Source organism: Herbaspirillum sp. Sphag64, assembly GCF_014192645.1.
Taxonomy (GTDB): domain Bacteria; phylum Pseudomonadota; class Gammaproteobacteria; order Burkholderiales; family Burkholderiaceae_D; genus Herbaspirillum.
Genome location: NZ_JACHYE010000011.1, coordinates 64,383 through 82,260 on the forward strand (window position 1 = coordinate 64,383; position 17,878 = coordinate 82,260).

General features: G+C 54.9%; 17 protein-coding genes and 1 tRNA gene. 8 read left to right on the top strand and 10 right to left on the bottom strand.

The window, feature by feature from the left end:
• Positions 1 to 62 precede the first annotated feature (62 nt).
• Positions 63 to 920 carry a helix-turn-helix transcriptional regulator gene (locus tag FHW66_RS16235; protein ID WP_183380866.1) on the top strand — a complete coding sequence of 286 codons (858 nt, stop codon included), beginning with the start codon at positions 63 to 65 and terminating at the stop codon, positions 918 to 920.
• Positions 921 to 1,031: 111 nt separating this feature from the next.
• Here FHW66_RS16235 and FHW66_RS16240 read toward each other — a convergent pair whose 3' ends face one another.
• Complete coding sequence (locus FHW66_RS16240; RefSeq protein ID WP_183380867.1) at positions 1,032 to 1,403, bottom strand: hypothetical protein; 372 nt, start codon at positions 1,401 to 1,403, stop codon at positions 1,032 to 1,034.
• Positions 1,404 to 1,946: 543 nt separating this feature from the next.
• On the opposite strand from FHW66_RS16240, the gene FHW66_RS16245 reads away from it, so the two are divergent.
• From FHW66_RS16245 to FHW66_RS16265, 5 genes are all read left to right on the top strand, one after another.
• The gene (locus tag FHW66_RS16245) at positions 1,947 to 2,195 is read left to right on the top strand and encodes a hypothetical protein (protein ID WP_183380929.1); all 249 of its coding nucleotides are present in this window, start codon (positions 1,947 to 1,949) and stop codon (positions 2,193 to 2,195) included.
• Entirely contained in the window at positions 2,149 to 2,334 is a 186-nt protein-coding gene (locus tag FHW66_RS21245; protein ID WP_370543518.1) for an HNH endonuclease, read from the top strand. The genes FHW66_RS16245 and FHW66_RS21245 overlap by 47 nt, the downstream gene beginning before the upstream one ends.
• A 495-nt stretch (positions 2,335 to 2,829) precedes the next feature.
• A complete protein-coding gene (locus FHW66_RS16255; RefSeq protein ID WP_183380869.1) occupies positions 2,830 to 3,036 on the top strand; it encodes an AlpA family transcriptional regulator in 207 nt (68 codons plus the stop codon).
• Positions 3,033 to 3,278 carry a hypothetical protein gene (locus FHW66_RS16260; RefSeq protein WP_183380870.1) on the top strand — a complete coding sequence of 82 codons (246 nt, stop codon included), beginning with the start codon at positions 3,033 to 3,035 and terminating at the stop codon, positions 3,276 to 3,278. The genes FHW66_RS16255 and FHW66_RS16260 overlap by 4 nt, the downstream gene beginning before the upstream one ends.
• A 2-nt stretch (positions 3,279 to 3,280) precedes the next feature.
• A complete protein-coding gene (locus FHW66_RS16265; protein ID WP_183380871.1) occupies positions 3,281 to 3,595 on the top strand; it encodes a hypothetical protein in 315 nt (104 codons plus the stop codon).
• Between the two features lie 388 nt (positions 3,596 to 3,983).
• Here FHW66_RS16265 and FHW66_RS16270 read toward each other — a convergent pair whose 3' ends face one another.
• The 3 genes from FHW66_RS16270 to FHW66_RS16280 form a co-directional block, all read right to left on the bottom strand.
• The gene (locus FHW66_RS16270; protein ID WP_183380872.1) at positions 3,984 to 4,538 is read right to left on the bottom strand and encodes an integrase arm-type DNA-binding domain-containing protein; all 555 of its coding nucleotides are present in this window, start codon (positions 4,536 to 4,538) and stop codon (positions 3,984 to 3,986) included.
• A gap of 164 nt (positions 4,539 to 4,702) precedes the next feature.
• Positions 4,703 to 4,779 (bottom strand) — tRNA-Met (locus FHW66_RS16275).
• 81 nt (positions 4,780 to 4,860) lie between these two features.
• On the bottom strand, positions 4,861 to 5,757 hold the full coding sequence (locus FHW66_RS16280; protein ID WP_183380873.1) for a LysR family transcriptional regulator: 897 nt from the start codon (positions 5,755 to 5,757) through the stop codon (positions 4,861 to 4,863).
• 101 nt (positions 5,758 to 5,858) lie between these two features.
• Between FHW66_RS16280 and FHW66_RS16285 the strand changes: the two genes are divergently transcribed.
• On the top strand, positions 5,859 to 7,064 hold the full coding sequence (locus FHW66_RS16285) for an MFS transporter (RefSeq protein WP_183380874.1): 1,206 nt from the start codon (positions 5,859 to 5,861) through the stop codon (positions 7,062 to 7,064).
• A 24-nt stretch (positions 7,065 to 7,088) separates the two neighbouring features.
• Here FHW66_RS16285 and miaA read toward each other — a convergent pair whose 3' ends face one another.
• The 5 genes from miaA to FHW66_RS16305 form a co-directional block, all read right to left on the bottom strand.
• Positions 7,089 to 8,057 (bottom strand): tRNA (adenosine(37)-N6)-dimethylallyltransferase MiaA, encoded by a 969-nt coding sequence (miaA, locus tag FHW66_RS16290; protein WP_183380875.1) that lies wholly within the window; start codon positions 8,055 to 8,057, stop codon positions 7,089 to 7,091.
• A 2-nt stretch (positions 8,058 to 8,059) separates the two neighbouring features.
• A complete protein-coding gene (gene mutL, locus FHW66_RS16295) occupies positions 8,060 to 9,955 on the bottom strand; it encodes a DNA mismatch repair endonuclease MutL (RefSeq protein ID WP_183380876.1) in 1,896 nt (631 codons plus the stop codon).
• Between the two features lie 65 nt (positions 9,956 to 10,020).
• A complete protein-coding gene (locus tag FHW66_RS21250; RefSeq protein WP_221197040.1) occupies positions 10,021 to 11,151 on the bottom strand; it encodes a methyl-accepting chemotaxis protein in 1,131 nt (376 codons plus the stop codon).
• A complete protein-coding gene (locus FHW66_RS21255) occupies positions 11,152 to 12,006 on the bottom strand; it encodes a Cache 3/Cache 2 fusion domain-containing protein (protein ID WP_221197039.1) in 855 nt (284 codons plus the stop codon).
• Positions 12,007 to 12,204: 198 nt separating this feature from the next.
• A complete protein-coding gene (locus FHW66_RS16305; protein ID WP_255459010.1) occupies positions 12,205 to 15,174 on the bottom strand; it encodes a bifunctional diguanylate cyclase/phosphodiesterase in 2,970 nt (989 codons plus the stop codon).
• Positions 15,175 to 15,534: 360 nt separating this feature from the next.
• On the opposite strand from FHW66_RS16305, the gene FHW66_RS16310 reads away from it, so the two are divergent.
• The gene (locus FHW66_RS16310; RefSeq protein WP_183380877.1) at positions 15,535 to 16,185 is read left to right on the top strand and encodes a VTT domain-containing protein; all 651 of its coding nucleotides are present in this window, start codon (positions 15,535 to 15,537) and stop codon (positions 16,183 to 16,185) included.
• A gap of 19 nt (positions 16,186 to 16,204) precedes the next feature.
• Here FHW66_RS16310 and FHW66_RS16315 read toward each other — a convergent pair whose 3' ends face one another.
• Complete coding sequence (locus FHW66_RS16315) at positions 16,205 to 17,854, bottom strand: methyl-accepting chemotaxis protein (protein ID WP_370543488.1); 1,650 nt, start codon at positions 17,852 to 17,854, stop codon at positions 16,205 to 16,207.
• Positions 17,855 to 17,878 lie beyond the last annotated feature (24 nt).

The window sequence follows — 17,878 nt, forward strand, 5'->3', positions numbered from 1 at the left end:
CTATCTCGGTTGCACAAACAGTTTCTGGTCTATCATGGTATTGATACTGCTATGATGAGGGTATGAGCGATCTTACGACCACCTTCGAAATTCGTCGCCGCGAGTTTGGGGCCTTCCTGCGTTCCCGCCGCGAAAAGCTGACGCCTGCCAGCGTCGGGCTGGCTGATGGATTCCGCCGACGAACACCAGGACTGCGACGCGAGGAGGTTGCATTGCTTGCTGGCGTAGGGACTACCTGGTACACCTGGCTTGAGCAGGGACGTGATGTGCATCCCTCGCTTGAAGTGCTATCGGCACTTGCCGACGCACTCAAGCTCGATCCCGCCGAACGGCGGCATCTTTTCGTCCTGAACAACCGGCAGCCACCGGAGGCCGCCCTGACAGGTCCCGAACGGGTGGAGGAGCCGTTGCGGCGGATGCTCGATAGTCTGACGAGTCAACCTGCCTATGTATTGGGCCGTCGCTGGGATGTGCTTGCCTGGAACCGTGCTGCCGAGGTGCTGTTTGGCGACTACGGCAAGCTTCAGGGCGACGAGCGAAACATCATGCATCAGGTCTTTGCAAACGCTGCGCACCGTCGTTTGCTGGTTGATTGGGACAAACTCGCACCTGCATCACTGGCGATGTTCCGTGCCGATAGTGCCCGCTATGTCGGCGATCCCGACTTCGAACGGCTGATTACCACGCTGATGGAAGCCAGTATCGAGTTCCGGGAGTGGTGGCCCAGGCATGACGTGCTACGCCCATTCACTGGGCATAAGCGCATCAAGCATCCGAAGAGCGGTCGCATGACGTTCGAGTACACCACCTTGGCCGTGTCTGATCAGCCAGACATGAAACTCATTGTCTACACGCCAATCGATGAGGAGAAAACGGCCCTGAAACTGGAAGGCTTGCTTCGGGCGCCGTCTCGGAACTGACTGAAGAATCCAAATTTTTTTACTAAAAGGTAAAGCGCCGCCGTTTGTGGAAAAAATGAAGGCGCTGATTATCACAGGCAGAAGAATTTAAAACGCAATTCGCGACAACGGTTAAGTCGCAGTCGCCATTTGTTCGTCCTCATTGAGCGCCTCCACCTGCCGCCGTGCTTCGTCGCGCAGCAAACCTGCTGAAGCAATCGCCAGCCGCATCAATTGATCGGCATGAACCACGCCGATGGCTGGTGCTGCAGTAGCCTCTGGATCAGCATCCTCATTCGCCTCCTGTTCAAGCTGACGTGCATAAAACAGTTGCAGGCAAGCGTGAATCCCCGCCGAAACATCCAGCGTGGTCTCCAGCAAGTTGCCGTAGAGGCTGCCTTGCTGCATGCCTTCTATCCAGTGAAAATCTTGATGGGTGGGATCGGGTTGGGTGTGTTGTGCTGCGTCGTGTGCGTTGCTGGTGTTGCTATCGATGTGTGTCATGAAGCCTCCGTAGGTGCAAGACAGAACCCGTCAGCTCCTCAGGGTGAGGGTGGCGGGCACAAGACAGGGTTGGCGAACCGGAAGAATATCGAAGACCGGCATACCCGAAGGTATCCCTGCCAAGGCCCGCCATGGAGGCGTGCGATAGCAGAGCAAAAGGCCGCATCGATTCGCGGCCTTTCGCCGATATTCTTACCAGGTCGCCAAACCCGTTCCCCTCTTTATCAGGGACGCGCCAAGAATAGCGGGTGCTAAAAGAGGGGTCAATGGTTTTTGTCTGATTCTGATTTGGCTGTTTTTCGCTGTGTTGCTTGATGGCGGGTACAGTGATTTGCGATCGGAGTCAGTGTTGGTGTTTTGCAGTGATACCTATCTGGTCGAAAATTTCAACTTCATGACTGTGAAAGCCTCTGGTACCGATCTCGTAAAACAACATATGTTTTATAGGCTAAATTTGGTAACACACGTAGAAATAATTCTAGATGCAGCGTGTATTATTTGTTTTCATCTGACTCAATGTCTACCAAAGAAAACCAATAATTTATGGCTACCTGGATTAGCGATATCGTTGCAGCACTCTCAAATTTAGGCGGAGCGGCAACCTATGATCAAATCTACGCAGAGATAAAACGTATTAGGGGAAGCGCGTTACCTAATTCTTGGAAAAAAATTATTCAAAGAGAAATTCAGGCACATGCCCGAGAGTCGTCGGGTTTTAGTGGTCAGCCGCTTTTTTATTCAGTTGATGGAAAAGGCGCTGGTGTATGGGCACTGTTGCCGGTACCATACTAAGCCTGTCCATACGTTGAAGGAAGGCGATACGACTAAGCTCGAAGATTTGGCGTTGCTATGTGCTAATTGCCATCGAGTAGTCCATTCCTCTCGGCGTTGGAGAACCCTTGATGAGGTAAGGGCTGCAGTCAGAAATTAAAAACAATGTCTTTGGAGTGAGGGATTTTGTGCATTGATTAAAAAGTAGTTCGTTCACTGCGTCAATATGAATGCTCTGGTCGAGCTAAGTCAAAAAACCAACAAAAAAGCCGTTGACCCTTTCGGAATCAACGGGATAGGTGGACTTTGATAGTGCGCTGTAACCCTTGAAGATATAGGGTTTTTCCTATTTCTTCGTATCGCATACCGTCACCAATACCGTTAAAAAAATTTGCTATATCGATGAGTCGCGTTTGGTCGTCTACAGTTGGTAGCAGCTATGCAAAATAAATAAATGTGATTGCCAGCGATGTTGGACATTTACGACAAAGGCGATCTATGGCGGCACACAAAGGAGGGATGGGCTGCAATTTCTTCAACTTCGTTATGGAGACGCGATCTCAGCACTTCCTGTCTCCGAGGAGGGGGTCTACGATTTTATGATTCTTTCTGTGCTGCCAAATACGGCGACACATACACAGAAAGGTTATAAGACATGGCAACACTTCTTACCGGCGATGCAGCCGACAAAAAAGCATCAATTTCGCGCAGCCTGCGCCACAAGCTTATCAAAGACGGACGCTTCCCCAAACCGATCTTGATCGGACAACGGAGGATTGCATTCTTGGAATCCGAAATTGACGAATGGATCGCCACTCGCGTCGCAGCCTCCCGAGCTGATATCAAAGGGGGCGTCGTATGAGGGGCCCTTCTATCTGGCACCCAATTATTGGCGATGGCTATTATCCAATCGATGACGAGGAGCTTGAGATCGAACTCGCAGGTGCGGAGATCGTCGAAGAAAACGCAGCATTTGGATCGTTCACGTTGATTGTTGGCTACCGAGATAAGGTATTTTCTGCAGATGGGAAGACGGCTCAGCCGTTCTTGTGCATCAAAAACCATACTCCCGGTGCTGCGCATCTGTTTACCTCAAAGGACTGATCATGATCCATCACATCAACCTTGATGACGATACGTCCGAATTACTACAAGCGCACACTATGCTGACCGGCTTGACGGACAACGATCTTATTAACCGCTTGTTGAGCGCCCATGTGTCTGAGCTTCACGAACTGCTGGCACTTGTCAACGCAAACAGTAAGCTGCGTGAGCAGGCCGCGAATCTGTTGCTGAGCTTTGGTCCAGAGTCCTTGAGCGAAGGTATTAAACGCATCGCGCCTAGCGGCTACAGAACACTTGGTGAACAATTTGACTGCGAAGTAGCGCAGCTTATTGCTTCGCCAAGGAAAATGCGCTGATGATTTCGGGAAGCCCAGTAGCGGATATCGCGCAGGGCTTCGTTCCTCTTGCATCGTTGTTGCGTAAGGTAGCACCTGAGCATTTAGATTTTGCGCGGCAACGTATAGAAGCACTTGGACGCGAAGAACTTATTGGCCGATTCCGTGAATCGTTCGCAAATAATAAGAGACTGGCCGCATACATTCTGTCAAGCGAGCTAACTTGGCGAGGTGTGCCTCCATGTTTCCATCACGAATACCTCGACTGGGGCGAGGCTAGTCTAAATCAGCGCTATGACCTGCTCATGGCTGACTTGATTTGGATGCGCAGATGGTATCCAGAACATGTGAAAGTCATTAGATATCGACGGTGCAAACTTCTGTTGACAGGTAATGAGACTCAGCTCCATCAGGAAGCAGAATATGCGTATTGGGCGGGTACCTGACCTTGACGTTTTGCCATATCTAGCGCACCGCGCTTTTCAATTCGTCGCAGAACATCCAAGATGATCGGCGCTTTTATCTCGGTGATAGGAAGGTGTCCAATCAGCCTAAATACGTCCTGCTCGAGGCGGTGCATAACGTTGGCGGCGGTGCGAGGCTGCCAGCTTTCGAGTTTGTTGGTGTGCCATTCGCGTGCTATCGCCTCAAAGGTATTGGAGTTGGCTTCGTTTCGCGCACGCTCTCGGTTCTTTTTGTCTTGGCTGGGATCAATCTTCTGCGTTAGTAACTTGCGAGCTGCCATGCGCTTATCGCGTGCCTCGGCAAGGGAAACTTCAGGGTATTTGCCGAAGGCTAATGTCCGGCGAGTGTCGGCTAGTCGGTAGTCCATGCGCCAGTATTTAGCGCCATCTGTATTTACTAGCAAGTAGAGGCCGCCGCCGTCTGTCAGCTTGTAGGGTTTGTCTTTTGCCTTGGCTGTGCGGGGCTGGATGTCTGTCAGTGGTGTTGCTAGTTTTGGCATGTTGACGGTATCTGTTTGACGCTATTGGTTGATACCGTCAAGCATACTGTCAAAGATATTGGATTTCAATGGATGCTAAAAGCGCCTATCAAACAAAAAACCCGCATCAGCACATGGCTTGAGGCGGGTTTTAAGACGTTAAAGAATCTCTTTGAACGTGTATTTGGTGGTGATAGGTGGACTTGAACCACCGACCCCAGCATTATGAGTGCTGTGCTCTAACCAACTGAGCTATATCACCAAAAGCAAGCCCATGATTATGCTTTCGACCTTGTTGCTTGTCAAGAGAATTTGAGCCAAGGTACGTAAATTCCTCACCTGATCACCTATCCAATACCCCCGTCAGCTTCTGCGCCAGAAAATTTACCAACGCGGCAATGCGCGGTGCCAAGGCTTCCTGTTTGTAGAAGACCGCCCATACAGGCTGGCTCCAGGGCAATGTCTGCGTTTCCAGCAGCGGGATCAGGCGGCCCTCGGCAATGTCGTTGCGTGTCAGGAAATCTGCCAGGCACGCAATGCCCGCACCCGCTATTGCTAAATGCCGCAATGTCTCGCCGCTGGAGGCGGCAATGGTGGGGTGGATCGATACACCATCTGCCGCCTGTTGCGACAGCGGCCAGATATTGAGGGAGGCCGGTGTCGTGAAGCCGAGCAGGCGATGGGCGTCCAGCTGTTCGAGGCGCGCTGGTGTGCCGTGGCGCGCCAGATACGCGGGCGAGGCGAGCAGGCGTAGACGGCTGGTGCCGAGGTGTCTGGCGTTGAGCGTTGAATCGGCTAACGGTCCAATACGAATCGCGAGGTCAATGCGTGCTTCGATTAAATCAATCACCGTCTCACCACTGAAAAGCTCAAGCCTTACCTGCGGATATCGGTCCATGAACTCGGCCATCCATGGCGCAATGAGGTGGTCCAGTACCGGTGTTGCCGCGCTCACGCGGACCAGCCCGGAAGGGGCGGAAAGGCGGGAGCTGAGGTGGACTTCCATGGCCTCTAGCTCGGTCAACATTTGTCTGGCGCGCACAAGTAGCCATTGACCTTCTTCGGTCAAGTCGAGGCGGCGCGTGGTGCGCGTGATCAGGGTCATGCCTAGTTGGGATTCCAGTCTTGATATGGCGCGGCTGATGCCGGATGGCGTCTGCTCCAGACGTTCGGCAGCGGCAGAAAATGAGCCAGTCTCGATCACGGCAACGAAGGCCTTGAGTACCTCAAAAGTGAGCATTTGTGACTCGCAGTCAAAAGTGTATTGTAATCAAGCTGATTTTTCTTTGGTAGAGCACGGTGCAGACTGCGAGGCATCTTGTTTAACCTGAAAGGAATATCATGCCTATCGCACTCTGGGCGCTGACCCTCAGCGCCTTTGCCATTGGGACGACGGAATTTGTCATCGTCGGCCTGATCCCGACCATTGCTGCCAATCTTGGCGTTTCTGTTCCCTCGGCCGGTTTGCTGGTCAGTTTGTATGCGTTGGGGGTTGCAGTTGGCGCACCGGTGTTGACGGCATTGACGGGGCGTGTTGCGCGCAAGCATTTGCTGCTGGGTTTGATGGCCTTGTTTACCGTGGGTAATCTGGTGGCGTGGCAAGCACCGAGCTATGAGGCCTTGATGGCGGCGCGGGTGCTGACGGGTCTGGCGCATGGGGTGTTTTTCTCTATTGGCTCGACCATTGCGACGGGGTTGGTGCCTAAGGAGAAGGCGGCGAGTGCGATTGCGATGATGTTTACCGGCTTGACGGTGGCGTTGGTGACCGGCGTGCCGCTGGGCACCTTCATCGGGCAGACCTTTGGTTGGCAGTCGACGTTTCTTGCGGTCTCGGTACTCGGGGTCATCGCGTTGATCGGTAGCTGGATTCTGGTGCCCAATACGATTGCGAACAGCAAACCTTCTTCCTTGTTGACGCAGTTGTCGGTGCTGAAGAAGCCACGGCTGTTGCTGGTCTATGCGATGACTGCCTTGGGTTATGGCGGCTCGTTTATCGCCTTCACTTATCTGGCGCCGATCTTGCAGGAAGTGTCCGGTTTCTCGGCTTCGAGCGTTAGCCTTGTGATGTTGATGTATGGGGTATCGGTCGCATTCGGCAACATCTGGGGCGGCAAACTGGCGGACAAGAAGGGACCGGTCCGGGCATTGCAGATCGTGTTTTTTCTGTTGGCGCTGGTGCTGTTTGTTTTTACTTTCACTGCGCCCGGCAAATGGCAGGCGCTGGCAACGGTGTTGGTGTGGGGGGCTTTTGCGTTTGGCAATGTGCCGGGTCTGCAGGTGTATGTGGTGCAACGTGCAGAGCGGGATGCGCCGGAGGCGGTGGATGTGGCTTCAGGCTTGAATATCGCGGCGTTTAATGTGGGTATCGCCGGTGGTGCATGGGGCGGTGGCTTGATTGTGGCGCATCTTGGCTTGTTGGCCACACCGTGGATCGGTGCGATCGTCGTGCTCGGGGCACTTGCGCTCACCACGCTGGCGGGGCGTCTGGATCGCCGTGAGGGCATCAACCCGCTTGCCAAGCCGGTAAATGCCGTCGTTGCGCATTGATCCTCTGCAATTCCCTGGGTGAAGTCAGGCACTCGTTCCTTCGTTTGCCTGATTGTTCACCGCTTCCAGTACTTGCTCCAGCACCTGTTGCGTTGCATCGCTGCGGTCACAATCAATGACGATACGGTCTGGCATCGAACGTAACCACGTCAGTTGTCGCTTGGCTAATTGGCGGGTGGCAATGATGCCGCGCTCGCGCAGTTCCTTGGCATCGTATTGACCGTCCAGATATTCCCACGCCTGACGATAGCCGACGCAGCGCATCGATGGCAGACCCAGATGCAGGTCGCCACGGGCGCGCAGGCGGCGGACTTCTTCCAGCAATCTATCACCCGCCAGCATCTGGTCAAAACGCTGGGCAATCCGTTCATGCAGTACGGCGCGTTGTCCCGGTTCTAGTGCTAGTGGCAGCAGTTCAAATGGCAGTTCGGTGGCGCTTTTTTGTGTCAGCAGTGCGGACATCGGTTGGCCGGTGAGGGTGATGATTTCCAGTGCGCGCTGGATGCGCTGACTGTCGTTCGGCTTGAGGCGGGCAGCGGTGATCGGGTCAAGCGTGGCGAGTCGCGCGTGTTGTGCGGGAACGCCGTCACGGGCGGCTTCAGCATCGAGTTCGGCGCGTAGCGCCGGGTCAGCCTGCGGCAGTTCGTCGAGGCCGTCGCGCAATACCTTGAAGTACAGCATGGTGCCTCCAACCAGTAAGGGCAGCTTGCCACGGGCGCGAATCTCTTGCGCCAGCCGTATCGCATCTTGACGGAATTGCATGGCCGAATAGGATTCGCTGGGGTCGAGGATGTCGATCAGGTGGTGCGGTACGCTGGCCAGTTCAGCTGCGCTGGGTTTAGCGGTGCCGATATCCATTTCGCGATACACCAGTGCGGAATCGACGGAAATGATTTCGCAGGGCAGATGTCTGGCGATCTCCAGCGCGGCCGCCGTTTTGCCGGACGCGGTGGGGCCCATGATGGCGACTGCCAGAGGTAGTGTGCTGCTCATGCTTATTGCCCGCGCAGGAAGAGTTTGTCCAAGTCCGACAGAGCCAGCAGGCTCCAGGTCGGACGGCCGTGATTGCATTGGTCGGCGCGTTCGGTGGCTTCCATCTGGCGCAGCAGGGCATTCATTTCTGGAATGGTCAGGCTGCGGTTGGCGCGCACGGCCGTGTGGCAGGCCAGAGTACCGAGCAGTTCGTTGCGACGTTCCAATAGCACCCGCGAGCCACCGTATTCACGCACATCACGCAAGACGTCACGGGCCAGCGTCTGCGCATCGGCATTTTTGAGCAGCGCCGGTACCGCACGCACCGCGAGCGTGGTGGGCGACATGACGGCGATATCAAAGCCAAGTGCGCTGAGTGTTTCCTGATGCTCTTCAGCGGAGCCGACTTCGACCGCGTCAGCGTAGAAAGTAACGGGGATCAGCAACGGTTGTACGAACATGCTGTTCTCATCGAGCGCATGCTTGAGCTGTTCGTAGAGGATGCGTTCGTGAGCGGCATGCATGTCGACCACGACCAGTCCTTTGCTGTTTTGTGCGAGAACGTAGATGCCGTGCAGCTGTGCCAGCGCGAAGCCAAGCGGATAGTCATCAGCGGGAAGCGCGTTGTCACTCGCCAGCGCACCTTCGCTGGCGGGCGTTGTGATAGCGGCACTGGTGTAAGGTGTGGCAGGGCTGCTATCACGCATGTCCAGACTGCTTTGCATGCCGGGACGGAAGAGCGCGCCGTAGCTGGCCGTGTCTTGCGATACGCCATAGCTGCCTGCATTACCACGCGCTGCTGGAAACGCCGGGCGCAACGGGACACCGGCGCCACTTTGGGGCTGGTCGTTCATCCATGGCAAGGGGCCTGCTGCCTGTGGTGCGGGCGTGGCACCGAAGGAGGTGGCGGAAGTCGCTGCCAGGGCGCGGCTGACCGCATGGAATACAAACTGATGCACGCTGCGGCTGTCGCGAAAGCGGACCTCGATCTTTGAGGGATGTACGTTGACGTCGACCAGCGCCGGGTCGAGCTCCAGCGACAGCGCGTACGAAGGATAGCGGTCGCCGTGCAATACGTCCTGATAGGCGGCACGTACCGCGTGTACCAGCAGCTTGTCGCGCACGAAGCGGCCGTTGACATAAAAATACTGGGCATCGCCACGGGCCTTGGAAGCGGTCGGCAAGCCGACAAAACCGTGCAGCCGCAAGGGGCCGGCGCTTTCGTCCAGCGACAGGCGGGCGGCGGCAAACTCGTCGCCCAGAATGTGGGCGCTGCGCTTGGCAAATTCGCCGACGTTCCAGTGGTCGACGGTCTTGCCGTTGTGGCTGAGCGAAAAGCTGACGTCTGGTCGTGCCAGTGCAATCCTGCGCACGACTTCGGCGCAGTGGCCGTATTCGGTCTGCTCGGACTTCAGGAATTTGCGGCGTGCGGGGGTATTGAAATACAGGTCTTGTACGTCGATGGTCGTTCCCGGTGCGCCGGAGGCAGGGACGACGGTGCCGTGTTGCGAGCCGGTGATTTCCCAGGCGTGCGCGGCATCTTTGGTGCGGGTCGTCAGCGTCAGTTGTGCGACCGAGGCTATCGAGGCCAATGCTTCACCGCGGAAACCCAGTGTGCCAACGTTTTCGAGGTCGGTCAGGGAGGCAATCTTGGAAGTGGCGTGGCGTGCCAGCGCCAATGGCATCTGGTCGGGAGCGATGCCGCGACCGTTGTCGGTAATGGCGATGCGCTTGACGCCGCCTTGTTCGAGACGGATGGTGATCTGGGTGGCACCGGCATCGAGCGCGTTTTCAAGTAATTCCTTGACGACGGCGGAGGGGCGTTCAATCACTTCGCCGGCCGCGATTTGTGAAATCAGCTGGTCCGGCAGGGCTTGAATCGGGCGGTAAGAGGGGGTATTTAGGTCAGTGGCTTGCATCCCGAGATTATACCGTCAGGCAGAAGCGTCTCTGCCTGAGTGCAAAGCGAGCGTAAGCGAATGCTTCAGTTCCTGGAGGGAGGTAGTTTGAACGTACTGACTGCCTCTGCAAGTTTTTGCGCCTGATCCTTCAATGACTGTGCTGCGGCAGCGGCTTGCTCTACCAGCGCGGCATTTTGTTGGGTGGTCTGGTCCATGTGGGTAATGGAGCGATTAACGTTGGAAATGCCACTGCTTTGTTCGCGGCTGGCAGCGCTGATTTCACCGACGATATCGGTGACGTTTTTAACACTGGCCACCACATCGCGCATGGTTTCACCGGCTTGCTCAACGAGCCTGCTACCGGCCTCCACCTTGTCGACCGAATCACCAATGAGTTGCTTGATCTCTCCCGCGGCGGTAGCTGAGCGTTGTGCCAGGCCTCGAACTTCCGAGGCGACTACGGCAAATCCACGACCTTGCTCGCCGGCACGCGCGGCTTCGACGGCGGCGTTGAGGGCCAGAATGTTGGTCTGGAAGGCAATGCTGTCGATGACGCTGATGATGTCGACAATCTTGCGCGACGATTCCTTGATGGAGCCCATGGTGGCAATCACTTCATTGACCGCCTGCCCGCCTTGCATCGCGACATCGGATGCCGATAGCGCCAGCTGGTTGGCTTGATTGGCGTTGTCAGCATTTTGTTGCACGGTGGTCGTCAGTTGTTCCATGGCGGAAGCGGTTTCCGCCAGCGATCCGGCTTGTTGCTCGGTACGGCTGGACAGGTCCAGATTACCAATGGCAATTTCAGAGGATGCCGTAGTGATCTGTTCGGTACCGTGGCGAACTTCATGGACCACAGTTGCCAGACCATTGCTGATGCCGTTGATTGCTTCCATCAACTGGCCGATCTCGTCTTGCTGGCTGGAGTGGACCTGCGCAGTCAGGTCACCACTGGCAAGCCGTTCTGCGGCGACCTTGGCGCGTCCCAGTGGATGGGTCACCAGTTTTCGGATCACGACGTACAGCACGCTGCCAATGAGCAGCAGAAACACGGCGCCACAGATAACGAAGCGGTTACGTAACGCCGTGATTTCACGGGTGACTTCGCCACTGTAGGTTTCGCCAGCAATCACCCAACCCCAGCGGGCAAATGGTGTGAAGGCGACAATCTTCTGTTCACCGTCATGTCCGGCGGTGGCCGGGTTATCCCACATCTAGCGCATAACACCTTGCTGTTGGGTCAGCATCTCCTTGATGAACTCCTTACCGTCGGTATCCTTGCGCTCCAGCAGGATTTTGCCTTGGTCCTCGGGACCTGCCAGCAAGGTGCCAAAATCTGGACCGGGGTTGGCGTTGTAGACGGAGAAATAGCCGCTCTCACCGACCTTGAGTGCCTTGATCTTTGCAAAGAGGGATTTGATGTCTTCCGAGATATCGACACCAACAAACAGGATGCCGACCAGTTGGCCACCGGCATCTTTGAGCGGTACATATTTGGTGATGTACTGCTTGCCAAACAGCTTGGCGATGCCGGTATAGGGTTTGTCGGCCAGCAGCGCTGCATAGCCAGGGTGCTTGCGGTCGAGCAGGGTGCCGACGGCGCGGTCACCGTTTTCTTTCTTGAGCGAGGTCGAGATGCGGACAAAATCATCACCCGTCTTGGCGAAGATAGTCATGGCGACGCCGGTTGAGGCCATGATCCGGTCGGGGATGCTGAAATTGAGGTTGAGGTCGGTATTGCCGTTGCGCAGTACCGGTGTCGTTTTATCGCCGATCAGGATACTGTGATCGTGGTCGAGTGAGAAACGGTCTGGAAACTCATTGCCGAGCATGTTGGCAAAACGCTCTACCTGACTGGTTTCTGAACGATCAAACATCTCGATCATGTTGACCACGTCGTTGGTCTCGTTCTGCATTTGTGCCAGCGAGTGTTGCTCCAGTACGCTGGAGGTCAGGTGTCCGATCAGCACGATAGCGGCGACGAACAGGAGTGCCACGAGCGACAGTGTAATGGCGGTGAGTTTGGCGCCAACAGTCCTTTGTCCAAGGCGAAAAATGGCCTGTTTCATGATCTGGATTCCCCTTCGCTGGATGCTGCGTTATGACGCAGTCGATAATCGGTAACATGACCTGAAATACGGTTATTTTTAAATATGTTAAAAATTGCGATATATACAGGCAAATTATTCAATTTTATCGTTTGTAGTTGCCGAATGGAAATGCTCTTTACATTTTTTGTGCCAAGATTGTTTTTTCTTTTTCTGGCTTTAAATGAAATTTTCTACTTTGAAATTGATAAGCCACTGATTAAACACGTCAGAGGGTGCTGGTCGTGCAAATAGATAACCTTGCGCGACATCGCAGCCTTGTTGTTTAAGTAGTAAGTACTGTTCTTTATCTTCCACGCCTTCTGCAACCACGGTCAGGTGCAGGCTATCGCCGATACGGATGACGGCATTGGTCAGCGCGCGGACTGTCTCATCGTGCCCCATGTCGCGCACAAAGCTCTTGTCCAGTTTAAGCTCCGAAACGGGTAGGTTACGCAAATACCCCAGGCTGGAATACCCGGTGCCGAAGTCATCCATGGAAAGTGCAATGCCTAATGCATGGATGGCATGGATGGTGCGCGTGGTGCTGGGATTGGTATCCATCATCACGGTCTCGGTAATTTCCAGACGTAGATCGGCGGGCTTGAGCTGATAGTGATCGAGCAATGTCGCAATGAAATGCGGTAGTTCGAGATCATGGAAATTGGTGGACGACAGGTTCACCGAAATCGATGGTACGGCAATCTCACGCTCACGCCAGATACTGAGTTGCCGGCAAGCCTCTTGCAACGCCCATTTGCCGAGCTCACCGATGAGACCGCATTCTTCAGCGATCGGGATAAAGCGAGCCGGTGAAATATCGCCCATCTGTGCGTGACGCCAGCGCGCCAGTGCCTCGACACCGTGAATCTGTCCATTGCTGATCTTGATCTGCGGCTGATAATGCAGTTCGAAGCCGCCGGTACGCAATGCATCGCGCAGTGCGCCTTCCAGCGTCAGGCGTTCTTGTGCCTGGATATTCATTTCTTCACTGAAGAAGCTATAACGGCCACGATTTCTTTCCTTGGCCTGATACATGGCCATGTCGGCACGATGCAGCAAGACCTCGATGGTTTCTCCATTTTCCGGGCAAAGGCCAATACCAATGCTGGCGCTGGGTGTAATAACCACACCGGCAATATGGCAGGGCTGTGAGAGACTGGTTTGAATCCGGTTGACCACGTCGGTGACGTGATGCACATCACATTGCCCCAGGACGATCACGAATTCGTCACCAGAGAGGCGACCGACGATGTCAGCCCTGCGTGCTTCTGCCTGCAGACGGCTGGCGACAATGCGCAGCAGTTCGTCACCAGCCTGATGACCAAGCGAATCATTGATTTGCTTGAAGCGATCCAGATCGATGAATAACACCGCCAGTGACTGCTTGTTGCGGGCAGCATTGGCGATGGCCTGATTGGCCTTGATCAGCAACAAACTGCGATTGGGCAGACCGGTCAGGGCATCGTAGAACGCCAGTTGATGAATCCGGGAGCGACTTTCTTCACGCTCCAGCGCGAGTGTGCACAGGTGCAGACAAACGTCGACCAGTTGTCGGTGAAAGGCGCTGGGTCGGCGTTTTTCGCGGTAATACAGGGCAAAGGTGCCCAGTACGCGTCGATCTGGCGACATGATCGGCGTCGACCAGCAGGCGAAGAAACCATAGGGCAGGATCAGGTCGCGATAGCCATCCCATAACGGGTCGGTTGAAATATCGAACACTTCGACCGCCTCACCGCGAAACGCCGCCGTACCGCAGGAACCGACCTGCGGGCCGATGATCAGCCCATCGATGGCCTTGTTATAGACATCAGGCAGATTCGGACTGGCGATGGTACGCATGGCGCGACCTTCATCGATACGGACGATCGAGGCCACCACGTCCGGCGCAATCCGCTCCAGTTCCAGGCAGATCATGGTCATCACTTCGGCCAGACTGGCTTCGCGTGCCATGGCGTTGAGGGCCTTGTATTGCAGCACCTCATGCATTTTGGTGTTGGTGATATCGGTCAGAATGCACACCGCATTGACCAGTTTGTCGTTGGGATCAAAGATCGGATTGACCACCACGGACACCCACAACGGATGCCCGGATTTATCCAGCATCATCTCTTCGCCGTGGAAGCTTTGCCCGGCAGCGATGATGGCATAGCACTCCTCGATCATCTTGAGAATTGCCGTCTGTCCCTGTAGCAGTTCATGCGGACGCCGCCCGATCACCTCATCAGCAGCAAACCCAAGCATGCGACTGAAACCGGTGTTGTGGAAGACGATCAGATTGTCTTCATTGGTAATGAAGACGGCATTGTCGGTTTCGTTCATGCCCAGCGACAGCAGGTGCTGGTATTCCCGATCACGTTGTTCGCGTTGCATCCGGTAGGAAACATCGGAGCCGATACAGATGATCTTCAGCGGCCGGCCTTCCTGATCACAGACGAGTGTATAGGTCGCTTCCCACCAGACGGGATGGCCATCCCGTGCAATCCGTTTGAAACGTCCCGAGAAGTGGCGGCCGCGCACCAGGTCTTTCCAGAAATTGTCGTAATCGGGGCTGTTACTGTATTGCGCTTCGCACAGCAGGCGATGATGCTGCCCGATCAACTCTTGCGGCAGATAGCCCATGGTTTTGAAGTAGCTGCCATTGGCCCCGACGATGATGCCCTCCGGGCTGAACTCGATGACACCCATGGAGCGGTTCAGCGCGTGCAGAACCGAGGTTTTTTCCTTGGAATCGTCGATGTAGGCTGTGATGTCCGCGGCGATCGAGACCACCTTGGTTAAATTTCCATCGCTATCGAGAATGGGATTGCAGCGTGCTTCCAGCCACAAGCGGCTGCCATCGCTACGAATCCGTTCGAGCCTGCCGGAGACCATTTCTCCACGTTGTAAGCGGCTCCAGAATTCACTGTACTCCGGTGTGTTGATGTAATCCTGATTGCACAGCACACGGTGATTGCTGCCGATGATCTCTGAGGCCTGGTAGGCCATCAGCGTCAGGAAGTTGTCGTTGGCGTAAGTGATTGTGCCGTCAGGGGATAATTCCAGCATCGCCATGGATTGCGAAATCGCTGTCAGCATGGCCTCTTTGTCATCGAGCCATGTGCGGCATTGCTGTAGCTGCTGATCTAATTGCTCGCAATCCTTCATCATGGTTTGTTCCTTGCATTTCGTGGACCACCTCTGCCACCGGTATAGGTGGTTTTGCGGGCTATTCTCACTATGCTCCTGACTGCAGAAACCTGACTTTGTTGCTGACAACAGCGTTATCGGACTAAGAATTTATCTAACTATAACGGAATAAAATTCGTCATTCTTGATAAGAATAACAGAATATTTTCAATGTCATTTTGCCGCCATACCGAGTATCTTTATCCGTGGAAAGCTTGGCTCTTAAATCAGGCTTGTCATACAACTAGTGTATGATGCCCGCGCATCCCCGGTGAAATGTCTCGTTGCTTTTCGATACGACTACGACTCGCCCATCGTGGCGGGACTCAATGAAATGGGTTTATGGATTACTTGCAGTTTTTAACGGTGTTGTTGCACGTTGACAAGTCGTTGGGCATTCTTATCGAGCAATACGGCACGATGATTTATGTGCTGCTGTTCCTGATCATTTTCTGCGAGACCGGTCTGGTGGTAATGCCGTTTTTGCCGGGTGACTCCTTGTTGTTCATTGCCGGTACCTTTTGTGCCATGGGAGCGATGCAACTCTGGTTGCTGGTGGTGCTACTGGTGATCGCTGCGATTACCGGCAACACCGTCAATTACTGGCTGGGCAGTGCGTTCGGGCACAAGGTCCTCAGTCAGCATCAGCACTGGTTTAATCCTGCTGCACTGGCCAAGACCCATGCTTTCTATGAAAAACATGGTGGCAAGACCATCATCCTGGCGCGGTTCACCCCGATTGTGCGCAGCTTTGCCCCTTTCATCGCTGGTATGTCAGACATGACCAGCACCAAATTCCAGATTTACAATGTCGCCGGTGCGCTGTTGTGGGTGGTCGGATTGCTGGTCTGCGGTTACCTTTTTGGCACCATGCCCTGGGTTCGCGATCATCTCAACAAGCTGGTCTTGCTGGGTTTGGCCACGGCGATTGTGCCGCTGATTGTCGGTGCAATCTGGCATACCTACCGGCGTCTCTTTGTGCGCTCCAGATAAACATTGTACGGCGTCATCATTACCGTTCCACAACCTTGAAAAACGCAATCGTCTGCAACAGCGCGCTGGTTTGATCTTCCAGTGACTGCGCTGCTGCCGCCGCCTGTTCGACCAGTGCAGCGTTTTGCTGCGTGGTACTGTCCATGTGCGTAATGGCGACGTTGATCTGCTCAATGCCGACGCTTTGCTCCTTGCTTGCTGTCGTTATTTCAGCAACGATGGCGGTGACGTCTCTGACGCTTGAAACTACCCGATCCATGGTCACTCCAGCCTGCTCGACCAGCCGGTTGCCGTTGTCCACAGTCGCTACCGAGTCGTTGATCAATTGCTTGATTTCACGTGCGGCACTGGCGCTGCGCTGCGCCAGACTGCGTACTTCGGATGCCACGACCGCAAATCCCCGACCTTGCTCACCAGCACGTGCAGCTTCCACGGCGGCATTGAGCGCCAGGATATTGGTCTGGAACGCGATGCCATCAATGACGCTGATAATCTCCACGATCTTCCGTGAGGAAGTGCTGATCGACTCCATCGTATTGACCACCTGTCCGACGACATTGCCGCCCTGTTGCGCAATGCTCGACGCTGACTGTGCCAGTTGATTGGCCTGATGGGCATTATCGGCATTCTGCTTCACGGTTGAGGTCAGTTGTTCCATGGCAGAGGCGGTTTCTTCCAAGGCACCCGCTTGCTCTTCAGTACGTGACGACAGATCCATATTGCCGGTGGCAATTTCGGAAGTCGCTGTGGCAATGGTATCGGTGCCTTTCTGAATCCTTTGAACGATCTGTTGTAGTTTGTCGTTCATGGTTTTGAGGGCCTGTAGCAGTTGTGCGGTTTCATCCCGCCCGCTGCTGTCGATATGAGAGGTCAGATCGCCTGCGGCGACGGTCTGGGCGACCTGCACTGCCCGATTAAGCGGTGTGGTGATGCTACGGGTAATCACGTAGGCAATCAGCGCGGCCATGAGCAGGCCGCTTGCAGCCAAGGCGCTCAGCAGGGTGCTGGCGCGCTGATAGCTCAGTTCGACCTGGTTGCCGGCGGTTTCCATCAGTGCGTGTTGTTTCTTGATCAGCTTGTCGGCTGCTTCCATATAGGCATTTTGCACCGGCCTTACATCGCCAATCAGTAAGGCGGTGGCACGGTCTTTGTCGCCTTGCAGGGCGATTCCCAAGACTTCATCACGCTTGACCAGATAGTTTTTATGCGCCGTCTGCAGATTCTCCAGAAGCGTGCGGCTGTCAGGGTCGCTCAGCTGTTTGTCGAGCTGGCCGAGCTGGTGCTCGATAGACTGGTCGGCGCTCGTGATACGGTTACGTTCGAAGGTGATCTGCTGCGGGTCTTTGAGGAGCAGGATATTGCGTACCGACCGCGCCACCAGATTGATCTGATTGACGATCTCGCCTGCCATCACCGTATTGGGATATTTGTCGCTGATGACTTCTTTCATGCGGCCGTTGAGCTCCGCCAGGCGGTTGATCCCCATGGTTGCCATGAGCACTATGATCAGCATGAGCAGGCCAAATCCTAACAACAGCCGCTGACTTATCTTCAGATGAGCGATGTGCATGATGTCCTCTGTGTCAGTAAACGGGGTACCGAGACGACCGAAAGCGAAGGCAACATCGCAGGGTATCGTGATTGTCACCACGACAGCCTGCGCATTCATGATTCATCATGGCTGCCGAACATG

Coding starts and splice junctions, on each gene's coding strand:
- FHW66_RS16235 (WP_183380866.1), top strand. CDS start 63: ATGAGCGATCTTACGACCACCTTCGAAATTCGTCGCCGCGAGTTTGGG.
- FHW66_RS16240 (WP_183380867.1), bottom strand. CDS start 1,403: ATGACACACATCGATAGCAACACCAGCAACGCACACGACGCAGCACAA.
- FHW66_RS16245 (WP_183380929.1), top strand. CDS start 1,947: ATGGCTACCTGGATTAGCGATATCGTTGCAGCACTCTCAAATTTAGGC.
- FHW66_RS21245 (WP_370543518.1), top strand. CDS start 2,149: ATGGAAAAGGCGCTGGTGTATGGGCACTGTTGCCGGTACCATACTAAG.
- FHW66_RS16255 (WP_183380869.1), top strand. CDS start 2,830: ATGGCAACACTTCTTACCGGCGATGCAGCCGACAAAAAAGCATCAATT.
- FHW66_RS16260 (WP_183380870.1), top strand. CDS start 3,033: ATGAGGGGCCCTTCTATCTGGCACCCAATTATTGGCGATGGCTATTAT.
- FHW66_RS16265 (WP_183380871.1), top strand. CDS start 3,281: ATGATCCATCACATCAACCTTGATGACGATACGTCCGAATTACTACAA.
- FHW66_RS16270 (WP_183380872.1), bottom strand. CDS start 4,538: ATGCCAAAACTAGCAACACCACTGACAGACATCCAGCCCCGCACAGCC.
- FHW66_RS16280 (WP_183380873.1), bottom strand. CDS start 5,757: ATGCTCACTTTTGAGGTACTCAAGGCCTTCGTTGCCGTGATCGAGACT.
- FHW66_RS16285 (WP_183380874.1), top strand. CDS start 5,859: ATGCCTATCGCACTCTGGGCGCTGACCCTCAGCGCCTTTGCCATTGGG.
- miaA (WP_183380875.1), bottom strand. CDS start 8,057: ATGAGCAGCACACTACCTCTGGCAGTCGCCATCATGGGCCCCACCGCG.
- mutL (WP_183380876.1), bottom strand. CDS start 9,955: ATGCAAGCCACTGACCTAAATACCCCCTCTTACCGCCCGATTCAAGCC.
- FHW66_RS21250 (WP_221197040.1), bottom strand. CDS start 11,151: ATGTGGGATAACCCGGCCACCGCCGGACATGACGGTGAACAGAAGATT.
- FHW66_RS21255 (WP_221197039.1), bottom strand. CDS start 12,006: ATGAAACAGGCCATTTTTCGCCTTGGACAAAGGACTGTTGGCGCCAAA.
- FHW66_RS16305 (WP_255459010.1), bottom strand. CDS start 15,174: ATGATGAAGGATTGCGAGCAATTAGATCAGCAGCTACAGCAATGCCGC.
- FHW66_RS16310 (WP_183380877.1), top strand. CDS start 15,535: ATGGATTACTTGCAGTTTTTAACGGTGTTGTTGCACGTTGACAAGTCG.
- FHW66_RS16315 (WP_370543488.1), bottom strand. CDS start 17,854: ATGAATGCGCAGGCTGTCGTGGTGACAATCACGATACCCTGCGATGTT.